Raw genomic sequence first — 24120 nt, 5'->3', positions numbered from 1 at the left:
GCCCTTTTTTGGTTGGTCAGAAGGGCGCCGTGGCAAAGCCACGTCGTCGGTCCTCGCAAGAGCGAGGCCGGCCGTTCTGATTTCGTGGTCGGGATAGCCCGAAGGCTATCCCGTGCCCGAAATCAGAAATCCATTCCGCCCATTCCGCCCATTCCGCCGCCGCCCATGCCGCCACCCATGGCAGGCTTGTCTTCGGGCATTTCCGAGACAGCCGCTTCGGTGGTGATGAGCAGACCGGCGACCGACGCTGCGTTCTGCAGCGCGGTACGGACGACCTTGGTCGGGTCGATCACGCCGGCCGCGACCAGATTCTCATACTTGTCGGTCTGGGCGTTGAAGCCCATTGTCGGGTCGTTGCCTTCGAGCAACTTGCCCGAAACCACCGCACCGTCATGGCCGGCATTCTGCGCGATCTGGCGAACCAGCGTCGTCAGCGACTTGCGCACGATGTCGACGCCGCGCGTCTGGTCGTCGTTCGAGCCGGTCAGCCCCTCGAGCGCCTTGGTCGCGTAGAGCAACGCGGTACCGCCACCGGGGACGATGCCTTCTTCGACCGCCGCACGGGTCGCGTGGAGTGCGTCGTCGACGCGATCCTTGCGCTCCTTGACTTCGACCTCCGAAGCACCGCCGACCTTGATCACGGCAACACCGCCGGCGAGCTTGGCAAGACGCTCCTGGAGCTTTTCCTTGTCATAATCGCTGGTGGTGTTCTCGATCTGCTGACGGATCGCTTCGACGCGGCCCTTGATCGCATCGGCTTCACCCGCACCGTCGACGATGGTGGTGTTGTCCTTGTCGATCGAGACGCGCTTGGCGGTGCCGAGCATTTCGAGCGTGACGTTTTCGAGCTTGATGCCGAGGTCTTCCGAGATCACTTCGCCCTTGGTCAGGACGGCGATGTCTTCGAGCATCGCCTTGCGACGATCGCCGAAGCCCGGCGCCTTGACGGCCGCGACCTTGAGGCCGCCGCGCAGCTTGTTGACGACGAGCGTGGCCAGAGCCTCACCCTCGATGTCTTCGGCGATGATCAGCAGCGGACGGCCCGACTGGACGACGGCTTCCAGGATCGGGAGCATCGCCTGCAAGTTCGACAGCTTCTTTTCGTGGATCAGGATATAGGGGTCCTGAAGCTCGACCGACATTTTTTCCGGGTTGGTGATGAAGTAGGGCGAGAGGTAGCCACGGTCGAACTGCATGCCTTCGACGACGTCGAGTTCGAACTCGAGTCCTTTGGCTTCCTCGACGGTGATCACGCCTTCCTTGCCGACCTTTTCCATCGCTTCGGCAATCTTTTCACCGACGACGGTGTCGCCGTTCGCCGAAATGATGCCGACCTGGGCGATTTCCTGGCTGCCCGACACGGGCTTGGACCGCGACTGCAGGTCTTCGACGACCTTGGTCACGGCGAGATCGATGCCACGCTTCAAGTCCATCGGGTTCATGCCCGACGAGACCGACTTCATGCCTTCGCGCACGATGGCCTGGGCCAATACGGTCGCGGTGGTCGTGCCGTCACCGGCATTGTCGTTGGTCTTCGAGGCGACTTCGCGCAGCATCTGCGCGCCCATATTCTCGAACTTGTCCTTGAGCTCGATTTCCTTGGCGACGGTGACGCCGTCCTTGGTGATGCGCGGGGCACCGAAGCTCTTGTCGATGACGACGTTGCGGCCCTTCGGCCCCAGGGTCACCTTGACCGCGTCGGCGAGGATATCGACGCCGCGAAGAATGCGCTCACGCGCGTCACGACCGAATTTTACGTCTTTGGAAGCCATGTCAGCTGCCCTTTCGGATTGGAAGTTTAGTCTAAGTTTAGCCCTGAAACAGGCCGCATCAGGTCAGGCGACGAGCCCGAGCCCGTTGGCGATCAGCCAACAATGCCCAGAATGTCGCTTTCCTTCATGATGATCAGGTCTTCGCCCTCGAGCTTGACCTCGGTGCCCGACCATTTGCCGAACAGGATCTTGTCGCCGGCCTTGACGTCGAGCGGGGTGATCGTGCCGTCTTCGGCCTTGGTGCCCGAGCCGGCGGCGACGATTTCGCCTTCCTGCGGCTTCTCCTTGGCAGTGTCGGGGATGATGATGCCGCCTGCGGTCTTTTCATCAGCCTCGATGCGGCGGACGAGCACGCGGTCATGCAGCGGTCGAAAATTCATAGTTTGGCCCTCTCAGCTCTTACAAAAAGCAATTGGCACTCCGAATCCATGAGTGCCAGCAAGGCGCATATGGGAAGCGGCCCATGAGCCGTCAAGCGGTGCAGATTTATACCCATAATGCACAGCAAGATGAAATGACTATCACAATAGTTCAAATAATGAACAAGACAAAGATCTTTGGTTTCAAATACAACGGAACCGCTACGAGAGTCGAAGGGTTGGCTTAATCGCAGCGGGTAAGTCCCGCGCACTAGAGGAGACAGACCATGCAGGGACAAACATTCAATAGTTTGCTGAAAACAGTAATCCTGACATTGCCACTGACGGCGATGGTGGCGTGCAGCAGCTCTGGCGGCTATCGTCTTGCGTCAGTCGGTGACGTTGGTGCGACGGGCGGCAATGGTAGTGACGGTAGCGATGGTACCGGCAGTACCGGCGCAACCGGTGGCACGGGATCGACCGGCGCGACCGGATCGACCGGCGCCACCGGAAGCACGGGTGCGACCGGGTCGACGGGTGCAACCGGTATGCAGGGCGGCCTGGGTGCCGGCGTGATCACCACGGCGGGCAACGTCGTCATCGGCGTGGCGGGCAAGCATGCCCAGCTCGCCAATACCGTGAACGGCGCAGTTCCGGCGCTGACTCCGGTGACCGGCACAGTAACCGCGGTGCTGCGCAATACCGGCCAGACTTTGGTCGATATCGGCAATGGCCGGACGGTTTCGCTCAACACGGTCAAGGGCGTTGTCGGCGACGTCGTGCGCATCGATCTGGGCACCAACAGCGTGATCGCTGCACCAGGGCGGCCGTCGCTGATCGGCGTGGGTCTGCTCAATCCGGTGCCGGTCCAGGGCACGCTGGCGGCGGTCAATGTCGGCAATGGCATTCCGCTGGCGGGCGGACTGGTCGGCACCGGCGCGGCGTCGGGTGTCCTCGGCACCGTCACCGGCGCGACCGGGACGACAACGGGCACGACCGGCATCGTCACCGGCGTGGTCAATACCGCAACCGGGACTGTCGCCGGCCTGACCGGATCGGCGGGCGGTGTAACCCTGCCCATTACCGCGGCCGGCGGTGCTGGTGCGGGCGTTGCGACACCGCTCGGCGCGGTCGGGACGCTGGTCGGCGGAACGGTCAAGGGCGTGCTCAAGCCCGGCGGCTAACTCCCCCTTGGAGCGGCGGCGCGGACTGCAATCCCGCACGCCGCCGCTCCCCTTTTGTCCAGTTGTGAAGGGGATATCATGATCCAAGCCTTGATGCTGCTCGCCGCAGGAGCGGCGAGCACTGCGCCGCGCATTGGCGATTTGCCGATTTCGCGCGACCGTATCGACCGCGCGGCACCACGCGCGCCAGTGCCGGTTCAACCGGTGCGGATCCCCGCCAAAGTCATTTCGGTGGGCAGCGATACGCCGATCAAGGGCATTAGGTTCAGAGGGGCCAAGGCGCCCGCTCCCGTCGCTGCCGCCGCCGGACGTTTCCTCGGCAAGCCGGCAACAGCCAAGACGCTGGGCGAACTCGCTGCGGCGTTGTCAACCGCTTATGGCTCGAGCGCGGTGGCCCTTTATACCGTTGCAATCCCCGAACAGGATTTTGCGGGCGGCATTGTCACTGTAAGCCTGACCGAAGGCAGCATCGCGCGAGTCGAAATTCAGGGCGATCCGAAGCGACATCCGCAATTGCGCCGCCGCCTCGCCCCGCTGACGCAGCAAAAGCCGCTGAGCCGGGCGACGTTCGAACGGCAATTGACGCTGGCACAGGCCATCCCCGGGCTGACGATGACGCCGCAATTCACCGATCCGAATTTCGACGGTGCGCTGGTGATGGGCGTTGCGGTCAAGCAAAAGCGACACAAGCTGACCGGCGGATTCAGCAGCCGCGGGATCGATTTGCTGGGCGGCGGACAGTTCGACGCCGCGCTCGAGCTCTATGGCACCGCGATAGATGGTGACCAGTTCACGCTGACGGGGAGCGCGGCCCGCGATTTCAAACGCTATCGCTTTGCCTCGGCAGGTTACAGCGCACCGATCGGCGGTGACGGGCTGACCGCGGGGCTGTCCGCCGCCTATTTCGAGACGCGGCCCAAATTCATTCCGATCCGCGGGAAGGCGCGGCAGGCGGCAGCATCGCTATCTTATCCGTTGATCCACAGTTTCAAACGATCTGCCGATGTCAGCCTGTCGTTCGAAGGGTTGAACAGCGACAATGCCGCGTTCGGCAACATCATCGCCAGCGAACGCACGCGCGTGGTGCGCGGTGCCGCGAGTTTCTCGGTAACCCTGCCCAATCGTTCGGCATCGGTGCTGGTGTCGCTGTCCAAGGGCTTTGACGGACTCGGTGCGCGTGCCGCCGCGCCCTATATTCAGCCCGATTTCCTGAAAGCGACGGCGGCGGCTTCGGTGGCGCAGGCGATCGGCAAGCGCGCGGCGCTGCGCGGATCGCTGACCGCGCAATATACGCGCGACAATTTGCCTGCCGCCGAACGGATGACGCTGGGCGGAGAGACGATCGGGCGGGCGTTCGATACCGGCGTGCTGTCGGGCGATCGCGGTGTCGGGGCGCTTGCCGAGTTCGCATATCAACCGCTCAAGATCGAGCGGCTCAAGACCAGCGAGATTTACACCTTTATCGATGAGGGGCGGCTGACGGTGCTGGGTGCGCCGGGCCTTGCCGACCAGAGCTATTCGCTGGGGTCCGCCGGGGCGGGGTTTCGCGCGCGGTATCGCGAGAAATATGAGCTGGGGCTGGAAGGATCGCGCGTGATCGACCGGCCGACCCCGGGCTATGCCGAGAAGTGGCGGCTTACGGTGTCGTGGCGGATAACGACATGAGCAACCGGTCGCGGCGGCTCCAGCGATACAGCAACAGGATCGCCACCACGAGCAGGCCGACGGCGAGGCCGATCCACACGCCCAACCCCCGCAGCGGGGTATAGAAACCGAGCACGATCGCGGTGCCGAAGCCCGGCAGCCAATATCCGAACACGGCGATCGCCATGGGCACGCGCGTGTCCTGCAGTCCGCGCAGCGCCCCGGCCGCCACCGCCTGCGCGCCATCGGCCAGCTGAAACGCTGCGGCGACGATCATGTATTGAAGGGCGAACGCGACCAAAACAGCATTTTCCGGTGCATCGGTATCGACATACAGGCTGAGCAATTGGCGCGGGGCGAACCACATCGCGCTCGCGGTCAGCGTCATCACGGCGATGCCCAGAATGATCGCCGCATTGCCGGCGCGTGCAATTCCGGCGCGGTCTCCGGCACCAAAGGCATAGCCGACGCGGATCGTTCCCGCCTGGGCGATGCCGAAGGGAATCTGGAACGCGACGGCTGCGATCTGCAGCGCGATGGTGTGTCCGGCCAGCTCGGCCTCGCCGATCCGGCCCATCAGGAAGGCCGCGCCGGAAAACAATCCGGCTTCGGCGACGATCGTGCCGCAGATCGGCAGCCCGACGCGCAGCAAGTCGAGAAAACGCACCCAGTCGGCGCGCCACCAGCGGCCGAACAAATGGTAACGCCGCAGGCGGCGGTCGGTGAGGATCACCGCGACATAAGCCAGCAACATGCCACTGGTGGTGACGATGCTGGAGATCGCCGAGCCTTGCAGCCCGAGCGCGGGACATCCGAAATGGCCGAACACCAGCGCGTAATTGCCCACAATGTTGATCGCGAGGCCGAGCGCGATGATCAGCGTCGCGACGGCCGCGCGACCCATCGCCGCGACGAAGCTGCGCAGCATCGCCGCAACGATCGCGGGGGGCGTCGACCACATTAATATGTGCAGGAACGGGCGGGCCGTGGCGACCACATCCGCATCCTGTCCCGTCGCCTGCATGAACCACGGTCCCGCCGCGCACAGCAGCAGGACGACGGCGGATGCCAGCGCCGACAGCCATAGCCCCATGCGGAAGCTGCGCCGCACTTCGCGCACCGCGTGGCGGCGGCGACCGAGTTCGGCGGCGACGAGCGGCGAAACTGCCCCGACCAGACCGGTTGACGACCACAGCAACAGCCCGAGGATCGACACCGACAGCGACGACGCGGCGAGCGATTGCGGGCCGAGCCGCGCGACGAAAATCACGTCGACCGCATAGACCGCCATTTGCAGCAGGTTCGCCGCGACCAACGGCAGCGCCAGCGCGAGTGTTGCGCGCGCTTCGACGCGCCAGGCGGGCGAAGCTGCGGGCATGCGGCCCTTTGAGCGAAGGCTGCCACGTTTACTAGAGCGCGGGGCGGCGTTAGCGCGGCGGTGGAACGAGGAAGACGTGATGCGGATCGTTGCGAGCGCGTGGAAATTGCTGGTCGGCGTCAAGGACGCGCTGGTGCTGTTGTTCCTGCTGTTGTTCTTCGCGCTGCTTTACGCGGGGCTGAAGGGGCGACCCAATCCGACGCTGGGCGAGGGCGCGTTGTTGCTCGACCTGAACGGCGCGCTGGTCGAGCAACCCGCGCCGGTGTCGTTCGGCCAGGCAGCAGGCGGTAGCGCGACACGGCAGTATCGCCTGCGCGACATACTGACCGCGATCGATGCGGCGACGGGCGACGGGCGGGTCAAGGCGATCGCGCTTAACCTCGACGGGTTCACTGGCGGTGGTCAGGTCAGCCTGAGCGATGTCGGCGCGGCGCTCGACCGGTTCCGCAAATCGGGCAAGAAAGTGCTCGCTTTCGCCACTGGCTATACCGATGACAGTTATCAACTGGCGGCGCATGCCAGCGAAGTGTGGCTCGATCCGATGGGGCTGGCGCTGTTCGCGGGGCCGGGTGGCTCGCACCTCTATTACAAGGGGCTGATCGACAAGGTCGGGGCCAACGTCCACGTCTATCGCGTCGGCAAGTTCAAATCGTTCGTCGAGCCGTACACGCGCAGCGAGGCATCGCCGGAGGCGAAGGAGGCCAATCTCGCGCTGGCCGGGGCTTTATGGTCGAACTGGCAGAATGAGATTGCGAAGGCGCGGCCCAAGGCCAAGCTGGCGGCGTACACCGCCGACCCGCAAGGCGCGGTGGCCGATGCGCCGGGCCTCGCCGAAGCGGCGTTAAGCAATGGCATCGTCGATAAATTGGGCAGCCGCGCGGCATTCGGTGCAGCGGTCGCGCGCATTGCCGGGTCGGGCACGCGCGGCGCGCCGTTCGCGGCGATCGAGCTGCCCGCCTTCATCTCCGCGCATCCGTATCAATCGGGCGATGGCGCGATCGCGGTGGCGACGGTTGCGGGCGACATCGTCGATGGGACCGCCGATGCGGGGACGGCGGGCGGCGACACCATCGCGCGGCTGATCGACCGGGCGGTGGCAACGGGGACCGTCAAGGCATTGGTGCTGCGCGTCGATTCGCCGGGCGGATCGGCGCTGGCCAGCGACCGCATCCGTGAAAGCCTGGTCGCGGCGCGCGCGGCGGGCATCCCCGTGGTGGTGTCGATGGCCAATGTCGCGGCGTCGGGCGGTTATTGGGTGACGACGGCGGCGGACCGCGTGTTTGCCGAACCCGCGACGATCACCGGATCGATCGGGGTGTTCGGGATCATCCCGACCTTCGAAGGCGCACTGGCCAAGATCGGCGTGACGTCGGATGGGATCAAGACGACGCCGCTGTCGGGCCAGCCCGACATCATCGGCGGGACCAGTCCGGCGTTCGACAGCCTGATCCAGCGCAGCGTCGAGGGAACGTACGGACGCTTCGTATCGCTGGTCAGCACGGCGCGGCGCATCCCCCTCGCCCGCGTCAACGAGATCGCGCAGGGTCGCGTGTGGGACGGCGGATCGGCGCGGCAATTGGGGTTGGTCGACCGGTTCGGCGGGATCGACGCTGCGATTGCCGAAGCGGCGCGGCTGGCCAAGATCGACCCGAATGCGCGCCATGCCATCTGGCTCGAAAAGCCCAAGAGCTGGACGCAGGCACTGGCCGAAGGCTGGGCCAATTCGGGCGATACCGACGACGACCAGACGCCGGATGCGCTGACCACGTTGACGCATATCCGGATGAGCGAGATCGCGGCGGCGCTGGGCGAAATGCGCGGCATGGTCGGGGCGGCGGCGATTCAGGCGCGGTGCCTCGAATGCCCCGTTCCGCTGGCGGTGCGCGCACCCGATGCGAGCCTGATGGAGATCGTCCGCATGTGGTTGAAGCTGTGACCATCGCGATCCGCGCGGCGACGGCGGCGGATGCGGCGGCGATCGCCGATATCTATGCGCCTTATGTCCGCACCTCGACGATCAGTTTCGAGACCGAACCGCCCAGCCCCGCGACGATGGCCGAACGGATGACGGCATCGCCGCTGCACCCGTGGTTGATCGCCACCGATGAGGACGGGTTGGTGCTGGGTTACGCCTATGCGACGACGTTCAAGGCGCGCGCGGCGTATCGCTGGACCGTCGAGACATCGGTTTATCTGGCCGGCGATCAGCGCGGCAAGGGCGTCGGGCGGCTGCTTTATGCGCGGTTGCTGGCGACGCTGAAAACGCAAGGGTATGTGCAGGCGGTGGCCGTGATCGCGCTGCCCAACGACTGGTCGATTTCGATGCACGAATCGGTGGGTTTCCGCCGTGCCGGGCAGTTGCGCGAGGTTGGGTGGAAATCGGGTAGCTGGCTCGACATCGGTTACTGGCAGGCCGAACTCGACGAACCGAGCGATCCGCCGACGGAAGTGCGGGCGTTTGCGGATGTGGGTGTTGTCCGCGCCTAAAAAAACGAGGCGCGGATTCCATCGATCACGAATTGCGCCGCCAATGCCGCGAGGATCACACCCAGTACGCGCGTGATCATCGCCTCGAGCTTGTTGCCGAGGAGTCTGAGCAGCGGCCCGGCCGCCAATAAAGCGAGCATCGTCAGGAGAAGCGTCAGCGCCAGAGCGGCAAGCACGACGCCGCGTTCGACCCAGCCTTCGGCGCGGCTGGTCAGCAGCATCGCCGACGCGATCGATCCCGGCCCGGCGATCATCGGAATACCCATCGGAAACACGCTGATGTCATCGGCTTCGTCGACATTCGCAGCACGATTCTCACGCCGCTCGGTGCGTTTTTCGAACACCATATCGAGTGCGATCATGAACAACATTACGCCGCCGGCGATGCGAAATGCGGGCAGACCGACGCCGAGCGCGTGGAGAAACCCCTTCCCGACCAACGCAAAGGCAAACAATATTCCCGCCGCGACCAGGACCGACCGGATCGCCATCGCCCGGCGGTGGGCAGCAGGGGTGCCCGCGACGAGACTGCCGAAAATCGGTGCGCAGCCGGGCGGATCGATGACGACGAAGAATGTCGCGAACGCGGACACGAACAGGGGGAGGAGCTCGGTCACTTGCGCTGCACGCCCTGCCGCCGCTGCGCGCTGGTCAGGGTGTTCTTGAGCAGGCAGGCGATGGTCATTGGGCCGACGCCGCCGGGGACGGGGGTGATCGCACCGGCGATTCCTTCCGCGCTGGCGAAATCAACATCGCCGACCAGCTTGCCGTCTGCGCCGCGATTGATGCCGACATCGATCACCGTCGCGCCGGGTTTGAGCCAGTCGCCCGTGACCATGTTTGGACGGCCCACCGCCGCGACGACAATGTCGGCGCGGCGCACGACTGCGGGCAAATCGCGGGTGCGGCTGTGCGCGACGGTGACGGTGCAGCTTTCGCCGAGGAGGAGTTGCGCCATCGGCTTGCCGACGATGTTGCTGCGTCCGATGACCACCGCATCGAGGCCCGCCAGATCGCCGCGCACGGCTTTGATCAGCATCAGGCACCCCATTGGCGTGCAGGGGACGAAGCCGTGCAGGCCGCTCGCCAAACGTCCGACATTTTCAGGGTGAAAGCCGTCCACATCCTTGTGCGGCGAGACGGTGGCGATGACTTTGTTGGTGTCGATGTGCGCGGGCAGCGGCAATTGCACGAGGATGCCGTCCACGCTGTCGTCGTCGTTGAGTTGGCGGACGAGCGCGAGAAGGTCGGCTTCGGGCGTGCCGGCGGGGAGCTTGTGTTCGAAGCCGAGCATTCCGGCCTCGCGGCAGGCCTTGTTCTTTGACCGCACATAGACCGCGCTGGCGGGGTCTTCACCGACCAGAACTACGCCGAGGCCGGGCGCGCGGGCCAGTTTGGCCACCTCCGCTGCGACTTCGGCGCGCAGCGTTGCAGCAGCGGCCTTGCCGTCGATGATCATCCGTTCGCCGCGACCGACATGAGGATGTTGGGCAGGACGATGTTGCTGAGAATGTAGAGCAGCAGCAACACGACCATCGGCGACAGGTCGAGCGCGCCGAAATCGGGGAGGATGCGGCGGATCGGGCGGTAAAGCGGCTCGGTCAGCCGATCGAGCGCCTGCCAGATCGAGCGCACGGTCGGATTGGACGTGTTGATCACGTTGAACGCGATCAGCCAGCTGAGCACCGCCTGGACGACGATGATCCACCACACCACGTTGAGCAGGACCATGAGGATTTGAATGAGCGTGATCATAGCGCGCAGATAGCGACGCTAACGCCTCACCGCTAGGCTGCGCGCCTTACAAGCGTACCCGCACCCTCTGCGGTGAACATTTCGACGAGAATGACGTGCGGCACACGGCCGTCGAGAATGACTGCGGCCTCGACGCCGCGTTCGACCGCGTGGACGCAGGTTTCGAGCTTGGGGATCATGCCGCCCTTGACCGTGCCGTCGGCTTTGAGTGTCGCGACGTCTTCGGGCGTCATGTCGGTCAGCAGCGCGCCGTCTTTCGACAACACGCCCGCCACGTCGGTCAACAGGAACAGCCGCTTGGCCCCGACGGCGGCGGCAATCGCGCCCGCCATCGTGTCGGCGTTGATGTTGTAGGTTTCGCCGTCCGCGCCGGGCGCGATCGGGGCGATGATCGGCACCACGCCCGCCGCCGACAGCGTGTCGAGGATCGAGCGGTCGACGTGTACCGGTTCGCCGACAAACCCCAGATCGACATTGCGTTCGATGCCGACATTAAGGTCCGCGTCGCGCCGCCCGCCGATTTTCTCTGCGGTGACCAGCCCCGCGTCTTTGCCCGACAGGCCGACCGCGCGACCGCCCGCTTGAACGACGACACCGGCGATTTCCTTATTGATCGCGCCCAGCACCATTTCGGCGACGCGTGCGGTTTCCTTGTCCGTCACGCGCAGCCCACCGACGAAGCGCGATTCGACGCCGAGCTGTTTCAGCATCGCGCCGATCTGCGGCCCGCCACCGTGCACGACGATCGGGTTGATGCCGACCGCTTTCAACAGCACGACATCCTCGGCGAAATCGCGCACCGCAGCGGTATCGCCCATGGCGTGGCCGCCATATTTCACGACGAAGGTCTGCCCCTCGTAGCGCTGCAGATACGGCAAAGCCTCGATCAACGTCGCGGCTTTTTCAAGGAGACCCGTGTCGGGTGCGTGGCGGGAGATCATGCCTCTCCCTGATCGAGGCGATGGCCGATTCGCACAACGATCCAGATCAAGAGCGGGATCATGACCGCCGACAACACGATCTTGGCGATCATCTGGCCCGCCATCAGATCGAGGATCGGGCGGACGCCGTAAAAGCTGGCGGTGATGAAGATCAGCGTGTCGACGATCTGGCTGAGCGCGGCGGCGATGAAGCCGCGCAAGCTGGCCCAGCGGCCGGTCGCGGCGCGCAATTTGCTGAACAGCCAGATGTTGAGCGTGACCGAAATGCCATAAGCGAGAATGCCCGCCGCCATCATCCGCCAGCTTTGGCCGAGGATGATCGGGAACGCGTCTTTCGCGGGCGGGTACATGCCCGGATCAGTCGGCAACTGGATGACGAACCAGGTCAGGAAGATCGCGAACGCCAGCGGGACGAAGCCGAACCGGACCAGCCGATCGGCCGTCGCCTTGCCGTAAAGCTCGGCGACGCCCGACGAAATGCCCACCAAAGTCAGGAAGGGAAAAATGCCCGCCTCGACTGCGAGCGGCCCGAGCGCAACCTGCTTCGCGCCGAGCACACCGCCCAGCGTGACCATGCCGCCGTAAAAGACGGTCAGTGCAAACAGGGCAGGCGCAGTGCGGGGATGGGTTTGGTCCATCGTGCGGCTGCTATCGTGTCACGCGCGGAACGCAACATCGCGCGCATTCGTTACGCGACCACAACAGGAGAAGTTTCATGGCGGATATCGATCGGGACGACCATGTCGTCGTTGAAAAGAGCAGCATCAACATCGGCGGGATTATTGCGGCGATCGCTTTGCTGTTGCTGGTTTTGGGCCTGCTGAAATATTTCGGCGTATCGCCGATCTAGAACAGCGTCGTCAGCCCGTAAAACAGCGCGCCGACGGTGGCGCTGGCCGGGATTGTGATCACCCACGCCGCGACCACATTCTGCGCGACATTCCAGCGCACTGCCGAGGCGCGGCGCGCGACGCCCGCACCGATTACCGAACCGGTGATCGTGTGCGTGGTGGACACGGGTATGCCCAGCACCGAGGCGATGAACAGCATGATCGAGCCGGCGGCCGAAGCGCTGAACCCCTGATGCTGCGACAATTTGGTAATGCGGCTGCCCATCGTCTCGATGATTTTCCACCCGCCGGTCAGTGTGCCCATTGCGATGGCGATGTAGCAGCTGATCGCCACCCAGTGCGGCACCTCGAAATCGCCGTGGAGATAGCCGGTCGAATAAAGCAGGACGGTAATGATCCCCATCGTCTTTTGCGCGTCGTTAAGGCCATGGGTCAGCGACAAGGTTGCCGCGGAAACCAGATGCAGCCCGCGGAACGTGCGTTCTGCCCCTCGGATGCTGGCCCGCGAGGCCATCCAACTGGACAGCAGCATGATCGCCAGCGCTAGGATCATGCCGAGCAATGGCGACAGGACGATGGCGATCAAGGTCTTGTTGAGCCCGACCCATTTAATGCCGGTCAAACCCGCATGCGCGACGCCTGCACCAACCATGCCGCCGATCAGCGCGTGGCTCGACGACGACGGAATCCCCTTGAGCCAGGTGACGACGTTCCAGAACATCGCCCCGACCAAAGCGGCGAAAACCACTGCGGGTGTGATCAGATCTTTGTCGATCAGTCCCTTGCCGATGGTGTCAGCCACCGCGTGGAGCGACGGGAATGCGAGCGTCAGGAAATAAGCGGCGAAGTTGAAAAAGGCGGCAAAGGCCACCGCCTGCACCGGTCCGAGCAGCCGGGTGGCAACGACGGTAGCAATCGAGTTCGCCGCGTCGTGCAGGCCGTTCAGATAATCGAACGCCAGCGCGATGACGATCAGCCCGATGAGCAGCGGGAGAGCAAGCTCGTGCATCAGCTGTGGTCGATGACGATGCCGTCGATCGCGTCGGCGACATCTTCGAAAGCGTCGATGATGCGCTCCAGCTGCTTGTAGATTTCGCGCCGGACCAGGAATTGCATCGGATCGCTGTTGGTTGCCTCGAACGCGCGCTTGAGGCCAGCCATGTGAATGTCGTCGGCATGTGTTTCCATGCGTACCAGCCGCCCAGTCAGTTCATGCAGGCGCGCACCGTTGCGGCCGACATCGCGCAACAACGGGATGGCTTCGCACGTCACACGCGCAGCATCGACGACGATCGCCGCCATGTCCTTCATATCCTGTTCGAATACCGTCACGCCGTAGACCGCGACGGACTTGGCGGTCGCCTGCATTTCATCGATGGTGTCGTCCATCGACCCGATCAGGCTGGTGATCGCGCCGCGATCGAAGGGGGTCAGGAAGGTCTGGCGGACGGTGGTCAGGACTTCGCGGATGACCGCATCGGCATCATGTTCGCGTTCATCGATCTCACGGATATGCTCGGCGGTCGCCGACCCCCCTTCGACCAACCGGCCGAGCGCGTTGGCGGCGGCGACGATGGTTTGGGAATGGGCTTCGAACAGGTCGAAGAAATTGCCCTGCTTGGGCAAAAGGCGCTGAAACCAGGCAAACATAGGACCGACTCTCGATTTTTGGGCAACAGTGCCGAGCAGACTAGGCGGACGCGCCGCACGGTTGAAGGCGGACGCATCGAACGACCGGATCAGGTCGGATAAATCGGGCTCATCGACCTGACCGGCAGCTTCGGCGAGGGGGAACCAGCGCCGCTCACGCTCGCTGGCTTCTTTCCACACCGCCAATTCCTGCGTCACCGCCAGCGGATAGACATCGACGTCGAACATCAGCGACGCCCCGTTGGCGCGGCGCTTGCGGTAACGATAGGTGCCAAGCGGAGTCGGGCAAACCGAACCGCGTACGCCCGCTTCTTCCTCAGCCTCTACCGCGGCGGCGGCGTGCGGCGACAGCGACGATCCCTGATTGCCCTTGGGCACGACCCAGCGCCCGCTGTCGCGCGACGTGACCAACAGAATACTGACCGGCGCATCATAGGCGGTGCCGTTGCTGCGATACGGCAAAGCGGCAATCTGGCGGCTGATGGCGAATCCCCCTGTGCAAGGCGCGGGTTACCCGTCCGCATATGCTGCGGCAACGGCAGATGGGGGGCGGATGTTGCAACCGTGTGACAGATTGCCTTGGGGACGCGCGCCGTGCCATGCGCTGATCCGCAAGGGCGGGGAGACAGACGTGAATCGCATCCTGATCGGCATTTTGGGGATCGTCGTGATCCTGGCGATTGCCGTGGCGCTGTCTTCCAACCGCCGGGCCATCAGGCTGCGGGTCGTCGCGCCGGCATTCCTGTTGCAGGTCGGGCTGGCGTTCCTCGCTTTGTATACGTCGTGGGGCAAGGCGGTTATCCAGGGGATGTCGTCCGGCGTGTCGAACCTTCTCGGCTACGCCAAGGCCGGGACGGACTTTATCTTCGGGCCGCTGGCATCGCCGGCTATGGGCGCGAACAGTTTCGCCATTGCCGCATTGCCGGTGATCATCTTTTTCGCGTCGCTGATCTCGATCCTATATTACCTCGGTATCATGCAGTTCATCATCCGTTGGGTCGGCGGCGCGATCCGCGCGCTGACCGGGATTACGCGCATCGAGAGCCTTGGCGCGGCGGCAAACATCTTTGTCGGCCAGTCGGAAAGCCCCCTGGTCATCAAGCCGTACCTCGCCGGGCTGACGCCGCCGCAACTGTTTTGCGTGATGACCGTCGGTATGGCGGGCGTGGCAGGGACGATCCTGGGTGCCTATGCCGCAATGATCGGCCAGCAATTGCTGCCTTATCTCCTCGCTGCGAGCTTCATGTCCGCGCCCGGCGGCGTGCTGATGGCCAAGATCATCATGCCCGACGTGATCGTGCCGCTCGAGCCGGCCGACATCACCCTCCCTGAAAACCGGATCAGCGCGGAAGGTCCGGCGGCGTTGTTGCCCGAAGGTGGCTTGCCGCCACCCGATGATCTATCCGCGGCGACACATGACGAGGAGCGTCCGGCCAACATCATCATGGCCGCGGCACAAGGCGCGCAGACCGGCGTCAAGCTGGCGGTGGCGGTCGGCGCGATGGTGCTGGCGTTCGTTGCGCTGATGGCGCTGGCCAATGGGCTCCTCGGCGGGGTCGGCGGCTGGTTCGGCGTGCCTGACCTCAGCTTCCAGAAGCTGTTGGGCTATGTGTTCGCGCCGGTGATGGTGCTGCTCAATGTGCCGTGGAACGAAGCGGGTGTTGCAGGCGGGTTGTTCGGCACCAAGGTGGTGCTTAACGAATTCGTCGCATTCATCGACCTCGGCAAGGCGTCGCCGGGCCTGTCGCCGCATACCGTCGGCGTGGTGACGTTTGCGCTGTGCGGGTTCGCCAATTTCTCGTCGATCGCAATTCAGATGGCGGTGACCGGCAATCTCGCACCCAATCAGCGGCCGGTGATCGCGCGGCTGGGACTGAAGGCGCTGGTTGCCGGAAGCCTCAGCAATTTGATGAGCGCGGCGCTCGCGGGATTGTTGCTCCCGTAACTACCGCGCTCATCGAGATCGTTAAACGACGCGGCGACCGGTGATCAGCTGAACCACGATGACGATGACGGCGATGACCAGCAGAAGGTGGATCAGCGCACCGCCGACCGGAATGACGAACGCGCCAAGCGCCCACAGGATCAGCAGAATTACAACGAGTGTCCAAAGCATAGTCTCTCTCCCTGTTAAAACGTGATGCCGATCCCGACCGCGGCGGTCAGGTTGCTGTTGTCGCGCGTGATCGGTGAGCGTTTGAATTTGCCGAGGAACTGGGTCTGCGACACACCGCCAAAGAGCGCTACACCCTTGCGCAGGTCACCCGACAGCGACAGCGCGGCGATCGCGCCGAATGTCACGTCCTTGAACCCGCTGCCGATCGAATAGGCCGCCAGACCGCTGGCCACCGACTGCGGCGCGGTGACACCGAAATAATATTGGCTGTACTTCCCGCCGACATAATGCGCCGCCGCCGACAGGCCGACATAGATCGTCTTGCTGAGCGGTGTGCCATAGCTGATCTGCGGCGTGATGACGTAGCTCTTGGACGCGCCGCCGACATCGTAATAGCCCGCGACGGTGAGCGACAGATTGTCGTAATCCGACGTGATCACACCGTTTTGCGAATAGCCGATCTGGCCGCCGACTTCGATCCCGGTGTCGAGCTTGCCGAGACGTTCGATCTGAATGTCGTTGATCGTCTTCAGGCTGGTGCGGTTGAACGTGCCGTGGATCACGGGTCCGAGGACCAGCTTGCCGCCGGTCGGCGTTTCGCGCGGGATCAGGTCGACGTACAGGCCCGTGCCCTGCGTCGTGAACGAAATCCCCGAAATCGATCCGCGTGCCTGGGCCGCCGGGATGATGTGATTGTCGCCCGACCCCTCGAAGCGCGGCGTGGTCGCGACGCCGCCGCCGATCGTGATCGAATCCTTCTGATCGTCACCCTTGTTGTCGCTCTGGGCGAAGGCCGGCGTCGCCAAAGCGATCCCGGCGAGAAAAATCAGTCCCCGCATGCTCGTAAACTCCCTGTTATGGCTGCGTAACAGTTTTCGCTCGCAACCGTTCCCTAGTCAAAGCGCCCGAGGCCGAGGTCGGTGCCGAAAAGCCGGTCCCAGTGGCGAAAATACAACCCGTAATTGCCGTTATAGCGGTCGTGATGGCGCTGATGATGCGTGGCGGTGATCAGCCAATTGCCCACCGGCCCTTCGCGCATCCAATGCGGGAATAGCTCCCAGCCCATATGATTGGTGGTGCCCATGACGGTCATGATCGCGAGCACGATGCCGAGCGCCGCGACGTGAATCGGGATGACAAACACCAGCACCGGGATGACCAACGCGCCGGTCAGCGCTTCAAGGGGATGGAATGCCATCGCCGCCCAGGCGGTCGGCGGGCGGCTGGCATGGTGGACCGCATGCGCAAGGCGAAACGGGCGCGGGCGGTGCATCCAGCGGTGGGTCCAATAGAACCAAGTGTCGTGCGCCAATAGATAAGCGAGCACACTGAGCGGCAGATACCATAAGGGATAGGCGTGCACATCGGTGTAGATCAGTGTCCACCCGCGCGCCTGCCAACCCCAGGCGACCACGCCTGCCGGCACACCGTAAATGGCGGCGGAGGCGAGGCTCCAACCGATCTCGCGCCGGATTTGCGGCGTAAGTTTGGCGTAAAGCCCAGGTCGGGCCGCGCGCGTCGCCAGCGCAAAGCCGCCACTGACCGCGAGGTAGCGCAACCCGACGATCAGCGTCATGGCGAGGGCCGATAAGAGCAAGGCGGTCATCGCGCCACTCTAGTCACAAACGCCGGACACGAAAACGCCGCCGATGTTGCCACCGGCGGCGCTGTAATTTCCGACCAGCGTTAGGCGAAAACGACGTTCGAACGGCGGCGGCGCGATGCGATACCGACGAAGCCGAAGCCGCCGATCAGCAACGCCCATTGCGCAGGCTCAGGCACGCCGAGCACCGACACCTTGTCGATGAACGCGGTCTCGTCGGCCGCGACCTGGCCGTTGAACGACAAGGTATAAGTCTGCCCGGCGGTCAGGCCCGAGAGGATGCCGCCGTTGGCGCCGAACGCCTGGCTGCTGACCGTCGAATACGTGCCGAGCGTGTTCGCGCCGACGGTGACGGTGTAGGTCTGGTTGCCGTTATTGGCACCGAAAGCCGGACGGCCGCCAGCGAGCCACGACACGTTTGCCTTGCTGTTCGACGCAACGAACGACTGCGACAGCGTGCTCAGGCCCTGAAGCGCGGCAAACTGGCCGCCGTCCTGACCTGCAGGCGGAGTGGCGCCGTACCAAGCGTTGCTGCCCGTCGCATTGACCAATGCCGAGCCGGTATAGGTCCAGCTGCCAGATGTGCCGGCGGGATAGGTGTAATTGCCGGTACCGATGTTCGGCGATTCGAAGCTGCCATTGGTCAGCAATTCGGCCGCATTGGCGCTACCGGTAATGGCGAGGGCGGCAATCGCGCCCAACAGGAAAGACTTCATCGACAACCCCTTTGGTTGACGACGCCTTAAGCGATTCGGTGTTTGGCCACTAGCGCTTAAAAGTCCCGAATCGACGCACTGAGCGGTTAACGCGCCGAGCGGACCCAATCGTTGAGCGGCCACATCGGTAGCGTCGATGCGAAGTTCACGCCGATGAGGCCGCCGCGTCGCCAACAGACGATCGCGCGATAATCGCCCAGGCCGTCCAGCACCACGCGCAGTTCGGGCACACGCGGCAATTTGCCTTCTTCGAAACACGCTCCGGTCTGCGAGATGTCGCGAAGCGTCACGCGCGCCCTGGTCTGACCGGCGGTCACGCCGACGATCGCGGCGATGCGCAGGCGCGGCGGACGCGGACGCGGGCCGGCGGTGTGCCCGGCGAGGATTTTGGGGAGATCGGCTTCGGTATCGAATTGCAGGCCGCTGCGTTCGCCCTTGACCCAGACGACAGTCGCCACCAGGCTTTCGTCGAGGCGCAAATCCAGCGTGACGCGCTCACCGATGTCCAGGTCGCCATTGTGCGCGATCATCGCGCCGCCGGTCGAAATATTGCGCAGGACGCACAACTCCTCGCCGCCGACGCGCGAAATCCTGCCGGTGCGAAAGATCGAGACATAGCGATTGTCGTCCGAGCGGCGCTCGACCGACGACACGATCATCTCTTCGCGATTGACCTGAATGGCGCTCACGCGCTGCTATCCCCCAAGCTGACGGCGCAGACTTAGCATCGCGAACCTTACCAACGGGTTGGGAACGGCGTCGTTTCGGGGCTATGGGCGGCGCGTGAGCGATATTACTATTTTCGGCGGCGGATTGGCGGGCGGTTTGATCGCGCGCGCGCTGGTGGCGCGGCGGCCCGAAATTGCCGTGACGGTGATCGAAGCCGGGGAACGGCTCGGCGGCAACCACGTCTGGTCGTTCTTCGACACCGACATCGCGGCAGATGATCGCTGGCTGGTCGATGACCTGGTCACGTATCGCTGGCCCGCCTACGACATCGCCTTTCCCAAGCTGCGGCGGACGATCCCGCAAGGCTATAACAGCATCGAATCCGAGCAGTTCGACCGGGTATTGCGCGGCGAACTCGGCGCGCGGATCGTCCATGGCGATGCGGACAACGTGATACACAACGGTGCGGTGATCGACGCGCGCGGGCCAGGCGATCTGGCGCATATCGACGGCGGCTGGCAGAAATTCGTTGGCATCAGTTTTCAGTTCGCCACGCCGCACGGGATCGAACGTCCGACCATAATGGATGCGACGGTCGAACAAATCGACGGCTATCGCTTCGTTTATGTCCTGCCGTTCGGTGAACGCGAACTGTTCGTCGAGGATACTTATTACAGCGATACACGCAATCTCGATTCTGACGTGCTGCGAGCGCGGCTGATCGAGTATGTCGCCGCCAGGGGCTGGGATGCGCAACCGGGCAACCGATTCGAAAGCGGCGTGCTGCCGGTCATCATGGCGGGCGACTTCGAAGCCTATTGGCGATCGACCGGCGATGGCGCGAAGGCCGGTATGCGCGCCGGACTGTGCCACCCGACGACCGGCTATTCGCTGCCCGATGCGGTACGGCTGGCGAGCGCGATCGCCAAGTCGGACGATCTGTCGGCGGACGGGCTGGCAAGGCTCACCCACGATCATGCCCGGCGCGCCTGGGGCCAGCGGGGTTTTTACCGCTTGCTCGACCGCATGCTGTTCCGCGCCGGATTGCCGGCGGAGCGTTATCGCGTCCTGCAGCGTTTCTATGGTCTGCCGGAGCCCCTGATCGGGCGTTTCTACGCGGGCCAATCCACGTTAGGGGACATCATGCGCACACTCAGCGGTAAACCGCCCGTTCCCTTCTGGCCCGCGGTCCGGGAGTTGTTTCGATGAAATCCGCGATCGTCATCGGCAGCGGTTTCGGCGGCCTCGCGCTGGCCATCCGGCTGCAATCGGCGGGCATCGCGACGATCATCGTCGAAGCGCGCGACCGGCCCGGCGGGCGGGCTTATTATTGGGAGCGCGACGGCTTTGTCTTCGACGCGGGGCCGACGGTCATCACCGACCCAAACTGCCTCAAGGAATTATGGGCGCTCAGCGGGCGTGACATGGCCGACGACGTCACGCTGACGCCGGTGTCGCCCTTCTATCGGCTCAACTGGGGCGACGGGACGAATTTCGATTATTCGAACGACGACGTGTCGTTGAAGCGCGAGATCACGAAGCTCAATCCCGCCGATGTCGCGGGCTATGCGCGGTTCCTCGATTATGCGGCGGGGGTGTACCGTGAGGGGTATGAAAAACTCGGTCATGTCGCGTTTCTCGACTTCGCATCGATGCTCAAGGCCGCGCCCGCGCTGGCCAAATATCAGGCTTGGCGCAGCGTCTATTCGATCGTGTCGAGCTATGTGCAGAACGAAAAGCTGCGTGAGGCGCTGAGTTTCCACACTCTTCTCGTTGGCGGCAATCCGATGACGACGAGTTCGATCTACGCGCTGATCCACAAGCTGGAAAAGGATGGCGGAGTGTGGTTTGCGCAGGGCGGCACCAACCGGCTGGTCGCGGGCATGGTCGCGCAATTCGAGCGGTTGGGCGGGACGATCCGGCTGGGCGATCCAGTGGTGCGGATCGAGTCCTTGGGCGACCGCGTAACCGGTGTCACGACCGCCAGCGGCTGGACCGCGACCACCGATGCGGTCGCGTCGAACGGCGACGTCACCAACACCTATGCCAAATTGCTGACGACCAGCGCGGTCGGTGCGCGGCGCGCCAAGGCGCTCAAGCGCAAGCGCTTTTCGCCATCCCTGTTCGTAGTGCATTTTGGCGTGGAGGGGACATTCCCCGACATCGCGCACCACACGATCATGTTCGGGCCGCGCTACAAGGGGCTGCTCGACGATATCTACAAGAATGGCGTGCTGTCGGCGGATTTCTCGCTGTATCTGCACCAGCCGACCGTGACCGATCCAAGCATGGCTCCGCCGGGACACTCGACCTTCTACGCCCTCGCCCCGGTGCCGCATCTCGGCAAATTTCCTGGCGATTGGGACGGCGACCTCGGCAAGGATTATGCCGACCGCATCCTCGCTGAAATCGAGCGGCGGCTGATTCCGGGACTGCGCGGCAAGATCCGCACGCGGTTTCATTACACGCCGATGGATTTCGAACGCGATCTCGACGCGCATCTGGGTTCCGCATTCAGCCTTGAGCCCGTGCTGTGGCAAAGCGCCTATTTCCGCGTCCACAATCGCGACGACGACATGAAGAACCTCTACTTCACCGGCGCGGGCACGCATCCGGGCGCGGGTATTCCGGGCGTGGTGGGGAGCGCGAAGGCGACAGCGGCGCTGATGCTGGCTGACCTCGGTTGAAACGCCTCGCCGTCTACTGCGGTTCGGCGTCGCCCGAGCCGCGCTACCTCCAACTGGGCCGTGACGTCGGTCGCGGGCTGGCGGAGCGCGGGATCGGCGTAGTCTATGGCGGTGGACGGCTTGGGCTGATGGGCGCGGTGGCCGATGGCGCGCTCGCTGCGGGCGGTGAGGTGATCGGCGTGATCCCGCACATCCTGGTCGATACCGAAGTCGCGCATCGCGGGCTGACCGAACTGCACGAAGTGCCCGGGATGCACGAACGCAAGCGCATGTTCACCGATTTGTCCGACGGGTTCGTCACCATCCCCGGCGGCACGGGGACGATGGATGAATTGTGGGAAGCGCTCAGCTGGGCGCAACTGGGCTATCACGCCAAGCCGGTCGGCTTGCTCAACGCGTTCGGCTTTTACGACCGCCTGATCGAATTTTGGGAGCATATGGGCCGGGTCGGCTTCGTGCGTGAACAGCACCGTGAATTGCTGATTTCGGATTTGACGCTGGATGGTCTGCTCGACCGGATGGCGGCGTTCGAACCCGCGACGCCGATTACCGCGATGAGTGTCGATGACCTTTGATCGCCGCGCCCGGCTGGTCCAATCCGCGCAATTGTCGATCGCGGCGGGGTCCAAATCGTTCACGCTCGCCAGCCAGATTTTCGACTCGCAGACGCGCGAACGCGCTTGGCTGCTCTATTTCTGGTGCCGCGCCTGTGACGACATCGTCGATGGCCAGGATCATGGCGGTGCGCTGACCGTGCTAACCGATGCACCCGCGCGCGTCGCGCATGTCCGCGCGCTGACCGAGCGTGCTTTGGCGGGAGAGATCACCGGCGACGAGCCATTCGATGCGCTGGGCGTGGTCGCTGCCGAGTGCCGTATCTCGCACCATCTGCCGATGGACGTGATCGAAGGCTTTGCGATGGACGCCGCGGACTGGCGACCCAAGAGCGAGAACGACCTGCTCGCTTATAGCTATCACGTTGCGGGAGCGGTCGGACGGATGATGGCACTGGTCATGGGCGTGTCGCCGACCGACGCCGACACGCTCGACCGCGCGACCGATCTTGGCATCGCCTTTCAGCTGTCCAACATCGCGCGGGATATTAGTGAGGATGACGCGGCAGGGCGCTGCTATCTGCCGATCAACTGGCTGGTCGAAGCCGACATCGCACCGGGCGAACAGATGCGCCCACACAACCGCAGCCGCCTCGCCGACATGGCATGGTGGCTGGCGGACATGGTCGCCGATTACGAAGCTTCCGCACGGGTGGGCGCGGCGCGACTGCCGTTCCGCAGCCGCTGGGCGGTGCTTTCGGCAGCCAGCATCTACGGCGAGATTGCGCGCGAGGTCGATCGGCGCGACGTACAGGCTTGGGACCACCGTGTCGTCGTGGGCAAGCGGCAAAAGGCATGGCTGGTTTTCAGGGCGCTCGGCCAGGCTTTGCTCAATCGCCCGTCCGCCCGCGACCGTGAAGGCTTGTGGACGCGGGAGGACGCGTTAGCGGCGGTCGGGTGAATCAGTATCACGACCTCCTTCGGCGCATCCTCGACGATGGCGCGCAACAGGCCGACCGCACCGGCGTGGGCACGCTTTCGGTATTCGGCCACCAGATGCGCTTCGACCTGCGTGCAGGGTTTCCGCTGGTCACCACCAAGAAGCTGCACTTGCGCTCGATCTTTATCGAATTGCTGTGGTTCCTCAAGGGCAGCACCGACAATAACTGGCTGAAGGACCGCAAGGTCGGCATATGGGACGAATGGGCGGGCGAGGACGGTGATCTCGGCCCGATCTACGGCAAGCAATGGCGCGACTGGGAAACCAGCGATGGCGGGCATATCGATCAGATTGCGGCGCTCGTCGCACAGATCAAAAACGACCCCGCCAGCCGCCGCCAGATCGTCACCGCGTGGAATCCGGGGGAGCTCCCCCGCATGGCGCTGGCGCCGTGCCACTGCCTGTTCCAGACGCATGTTGCCAATGGCCGGCTGTCGCTGCAACTCTATCAACGCAGCGCCGATGTGTTCCTCGGCGTGCCGTTCAACATCGCCAGCTACGCGCTACTGACGCATTTGCTCGCCGATCAGGCGGGCCTAGAAGTCGGCGATTTTATCTGGACTGGTGGCGATTGCCATTTGTACCTCAACCACCTCGACCAGGCGCGCGAACAAGTGAGCCGCGACGTCCGCGCGCTGCCCAAACTGGTGCTCAAACGCCGCGCCGCGTCGATCGACGACTATCAATACGAGGATTTCCGGATCGAGGGCTACGATCCCCACCCGCACATCAAGGCCGAGGTCGCGGTATGAAC

General features: G+C 64.1%; 25 protein-coding genes and 1 pseudogene. 11 read left to right on the top strand and 15 right to left on the bottom strand.

The genetic code is table 11. The features are described from left to right. Positions 1-122 precede the first annotated feature (122 nt). Positions 123-1772, bottom strand: coding sequence for a chaperonin GroEL (gene groL, locus ACM9ME_RS04495; protein WP_415642242.1), 1650 nt, complete (start codon positions 1770-1772; stop codon positions 123-125). 92 nt (positions 1773-1864) lie between these two features. Continuing rightward, positions 1865-2152 (bottom strand): co-chaperone GroES, encoded by a 288-nt coding sequence (groES, locus tag ACM9ME_RS04490; protein WP_415642241.1) that lies wholly within the window; start codon positions 2150-2152, stop codon positions 1865-1867. A gap of 266 nt (positions 2153-2418) precedes the next feature. Between groES and ACM9ME_RS04485 the strand changes: the two genes are divergently transcribed. Next, positions 2419-3315 carry a hypothetical protein gene (locus tag ACM9ME_RS04485; protein WP_415642240.1) on the top strand — a complete coding sequence of 299 codons (897 nt, stop codon included), beginning with the start codon at positions 2419-2421 and terminating at the stop codon, positions 3313-3315. A 78-nt stretch (positions 3316-3393) separates the two neighbouring features. Beyond that, positions 3394-4980, top strand: a complete 1587-nt coding sequence (locus tag ACM9ME_RS04480) for a ShlB/FhaC/HecB family hemolysin secretion/activation protein (protein WP_415642239.1) — start codon at positions 3394-3396, stop codon at positions 4978-4980. Here ACM9ME_RS04480 and ACM9ME_RS04475 read toward each other — a convergent pair. Continuing rightward, entirely contained in the window at positions 4952-6337 is a 1386-nt protein-coding gene (locus tag ACM9ME_RS04475) for an MATE family efflux transporter (protein ID WP_415642238.1), read from the bottom strand. The two genes, ACM9ME_RS04480 and ACM9ME_RS04475, sit on opposite strands and share 29 nt — an antisense overlap. Before the next feature lie 79 nt (positions 6338-6416). On the opposite strand from ACM9ME_RS04475, the gene sppA reads away from it, so the two are divergent. After that, positions 6417-8273, top strand: coding sequence for a signal peptide peptidase SppA (sppA, locus tag ACM9ME_RS04470; RefSeq protein WP_415642411.1), 1857 nt, complete (start codon positions 6417-6419; stop codon positions 8271-8273). After that, complete coding sequence (locus ACM9ME_RS04465; protein WP_415642237.1) at positions 8270-8824, top strand: GNAT family N-acetyltransferase; 555 nt, start codon at positions 8270-8272, stop codon at positions 8822-8824. Before sppA ends, ACM9ME_RS04465 begins: the two co-directional genes overlap by 4 nt. Here the strand turns inward: ACM9ME_RS04465 and ACM9ME_RS04460 are convergent. From ACM9ME_RS04460 to ACM9ME_RS04440, 5 genes are read right to left on the bottom strand one after another with little or no spacing between them, the layout of a single operon-like run. Next, the gene (locus ACM9ME_RS04460) at positions 8821-9441 is read right to left on the bottom strand and encodes a MarC family protein (RefSeq protein ID WP_415642236.1); all 621 of its coding nucleotides are present in this window, start codon (positions 9439-9441) and stop codon (positions 8821-8823) included. The two genes, ACM9ME_RS04465 and ACM9ME_RS04460, sit on opposite strands and share 4 nt — an antisense overlap. Continuing rightward, the gene (folD, locus tag ACM9ME_RS04455) at positions 9438-10283 is read right to left on the bottom strand and encodes a bifunctional methylenetetrahydrofolate dehydrogenase/methenyltetrahydrofolate cyclohydrolase FolD (RefSeq protein ID WP_415642235.1); all 846 of its coding nucleotides are present in this window, start codon (positions 10281-10283) and stop codon (positions 9438-9440) included. Before folD ends, ACM9ME_RS04460 begins: the two co-directional genes overlap by 4 nt. Beyond that, positions 10280-10579: a YggT family protein gene (locus ACM9ME_RS04450; RefSeq protein ID WP_415642234.1), complete on the bottom strand. Its 300-nt coding sequence runs from the start codon at positions 10577-10579 to the stop codon at positions 10280-10282. The genes folD and ACM9ME_RS04450 overlap by 4 nt, the downstream gene beginning before the upstream one ends. Positions 10580-10611: 32 nt before the next feature. Next, on the bottom strand, positions 10612-11520 hold the full coding sequence (argB, locus tag ACM9ME_RS04445) for an acetylglutamate kinase (protein ID WP_415642233.1): 909 nt from the start codon (positions 11518-11520) through the stop codon (positions 10612-10614). Continuing rightward, positions 11517-12158, bottom strand: a complete 642-nt coding sequence (locus ACM9ME_RS04440) for a queuosine precursor transporter (protein WP_415642232.1) — start codon at positions 12156-12158, stop codon at positions 11517-11519. The genes argB and ACM9ME_RS04440 overlap by 4 nt, the downstream gene beginning before the upstream one ends. A 77-nt stretch (positions 12159-12235) precedes the next feature. Here ACM9ME_RS04440 and ACM9ME_RS04435 point away from each other — a divergent pair, with 77 nt between their 5' ends. Continuing rightward, a complete protein-coding gene (locus tag ACM9ME_RS04435; protein WP_415642231.1) occupies positions 12236-12370 on the top strand; it encodes a hypothetical protein in 135 nt (44 codons plus the stop codon). Here ACM9ME_RS04435 and ACM9ME_RS04430 read toward each other — a convergent pair. Together ACM9ME_RS04430 and ACM9ME_RS04425 are read right to left on the bottom strand one after the other, a co-directional pair. After that, on the bottom strand, positions 12367-13380 hold the full coding sequence (locus tag ACM9ME_RS04430) for an inorganic phosphate transporter (RefSeq protein WP_415642230.1): 1014 nt from the start codon (positions 13378-13380) through the stop codon (positions 12367-12369). The genes ACM9ME_RS04435 and ACM9ME_RS04430 overlap by 4 nt on opposite strands. After that, positions 13380-14483: a DUF47 family protein gene (locus ACM9ME_RS04425; protein WP_415642229.1), complete on the bottom strand. Its 1104-nt coding sequence runs from the start codon at positions 14481-14483 to the stop codon at positions 13380-13382. The genes ACM9ME_RS04430 and ACM9ME_RS04425 overlap by 1 nt, the downstream gene beginning before the upstream one ends. Positions 14484-14502: 19 nt before the next feature. On the opposite strand from ACM9ME_RS04425, the pseudogene ACM9ME_RS04420 reads away from it, so the two are divergent. After that, positions 14503-15891 (top strand): annotated as a pseudogene (locus ACM9ME_RS04420) (NupC/NupG family nucleoside CNT transporter); the annotation flags it as partial. Between the two features lie 96 nt (positions 15892-15987). On the opposite strand, the gene ACM9ME_RS04415 reads toward ACM9ME_RS04420, so the two are convergent. The 5 genes from ACM9ME_RS04415 to ACM9ME_RS04395 all read right to left on the bottom strand — a co-directional run bounded on the left by ACM9ME_RS04415 (position 15988) and on the right by ACM9ME_RS04395 (position 19145). Further along, a complete protein-coding gene (locus tag ACM9ME_RS04415; protein WP_415642228.1) occupies positions 15988-16137 on the bottom strand; it encodes a lmo0937 family membrane protein in 150 nt (49 codons plus the stop codon). 14 nt (positions 16138-16151) lie between these two features. After that, a complete protein-coding gene (locus tag ACM9ME_RS04410) occupies positions 16152-16976 on the bottom strand; it encodes a MipA/OmpV family protein (protein ID WP_415642227.1) in 825 nt (274 codons plus the stop codon). Positions 16977-17029: 53 nt separating this feature from the next. After that, positions 17030-17743 carry a sterol desaturase family protein gene (locus ACM9ME_RS04405; protein ID WP_415642226.1) on the bottom strand — a complete coding sequence of 238 codons (714 nt, stop codon included), beginning with the start codon at positions 17741-17743 and terminating at the stop codon, positions 17030-17032. Positions 17744-17823: 80 nt separating this feature from the next. Then, positions 17824-18456: a PEPxxWA-CTERM sorting domain-containing protein gene (locus ACM9ME_RS04400; protein ID WP_415642225.1), complete on the bottom strand. Its 633-nt coding sequence runs from the start codon at positions 18454-18456 to the stop codon at positions 17824-17826. 86 nt (positions 18457-18542) lie between these two features. Further along, positions 18543-19145, bottom strand: a complete 603-nt coding sequence (locus ACM9ME_RS04395) for a PilZ domain-containing protein (protein WP_415642224.1) — start codon at positions 19143-19145, stop codon at positions 18543-18545. A gap of 94 nt (positions 19146-19239) precedes the next feature. Here ACM9ME_RS04395 and crtY point away from each other — a divergent pair, with 94 nt between their 5' ends. Genes crtY through ACM9ME_RS04370 form a run of 5 tightly spaced genes read left to right on the top strand, consistent with a single transcriptional unit; the run spans position 19240 to position 24118 of the window. Then, positions 19240-20334: a lycopene beta-cyclase CrtY gene (gene crtY, locus ACM9ME_RS04390; protein WP_415642223.1), complete on the top strand. Its 1095-nt coding sequence runs from the start codon at positions 19240-19242 to the stop codon at positions 20332-20334. Next, entirely contained in the window at positions 20331-21812 is a 1482-nt protein-coding gene (locus tag ACM9ME_RS04385; protein ID WP_415642222.1) for a phytoene desaturase, read from the top strand. Before crtY ends, ACM9ME_RS04385 begins: the two co-directional genes overlap by 4 nt. Then, on the top strand, positions 21809-22387 hold the full coding sequence (locus ACM9ME_RS04380; protein WP_415642221.1) for an LOG family protein: 579 nt from the start codon (positions 21809-21811) through the stop codon (positions 22385-22387). Before ACM9ME_RS04385 ends, ACM9ME_RS04380 begins: the two co-directional genes overlap by 4 nt. Then, entirely contained in the window at positions 22377-23327 is a 951-nt protein-coding gene (locus tag ACM9ME_RS04375; RefSeq protein WP_415642220.1) for a phytoene/squalene synthase family protein, read from the top strand. Before ACM9ME_RS04380 ends, ACM9ME_RS04375 begins: the two co-directional genes overlap by 11 nt. Next, positions 23324-24118 (top strand): thymidylate synthase, encoded by a 795-nt coding sequence (locus ACM9ME_RS04370; RefSeq protein ID WP_415642219.1) that lies wholly within the window; start codon positions 23324-23326, stop codon positions 24116-24118. The genes ACM9ME_RS04375 and ACM9ME_RS04370 overlap by 4 nt, the downstream gene beginning before the upstream one ends. Positions 24119-24120 lie beyond the last annotated feature (2 nt).

Origin of the sequence: Sphingomonas antarctica, from assembly GCF_965137005.1 — a bacterium.
Lineage (GTDB): Bacteria > Pseudomonadota > Alphaproteobacteria > Sphingomonadales > Sphingomonadaceae > Sphingomonas_O > Sphingomonas_O antarctica.
This window is presented reverse-complemented; position numbering and strand designations above follow the sequence as displayed.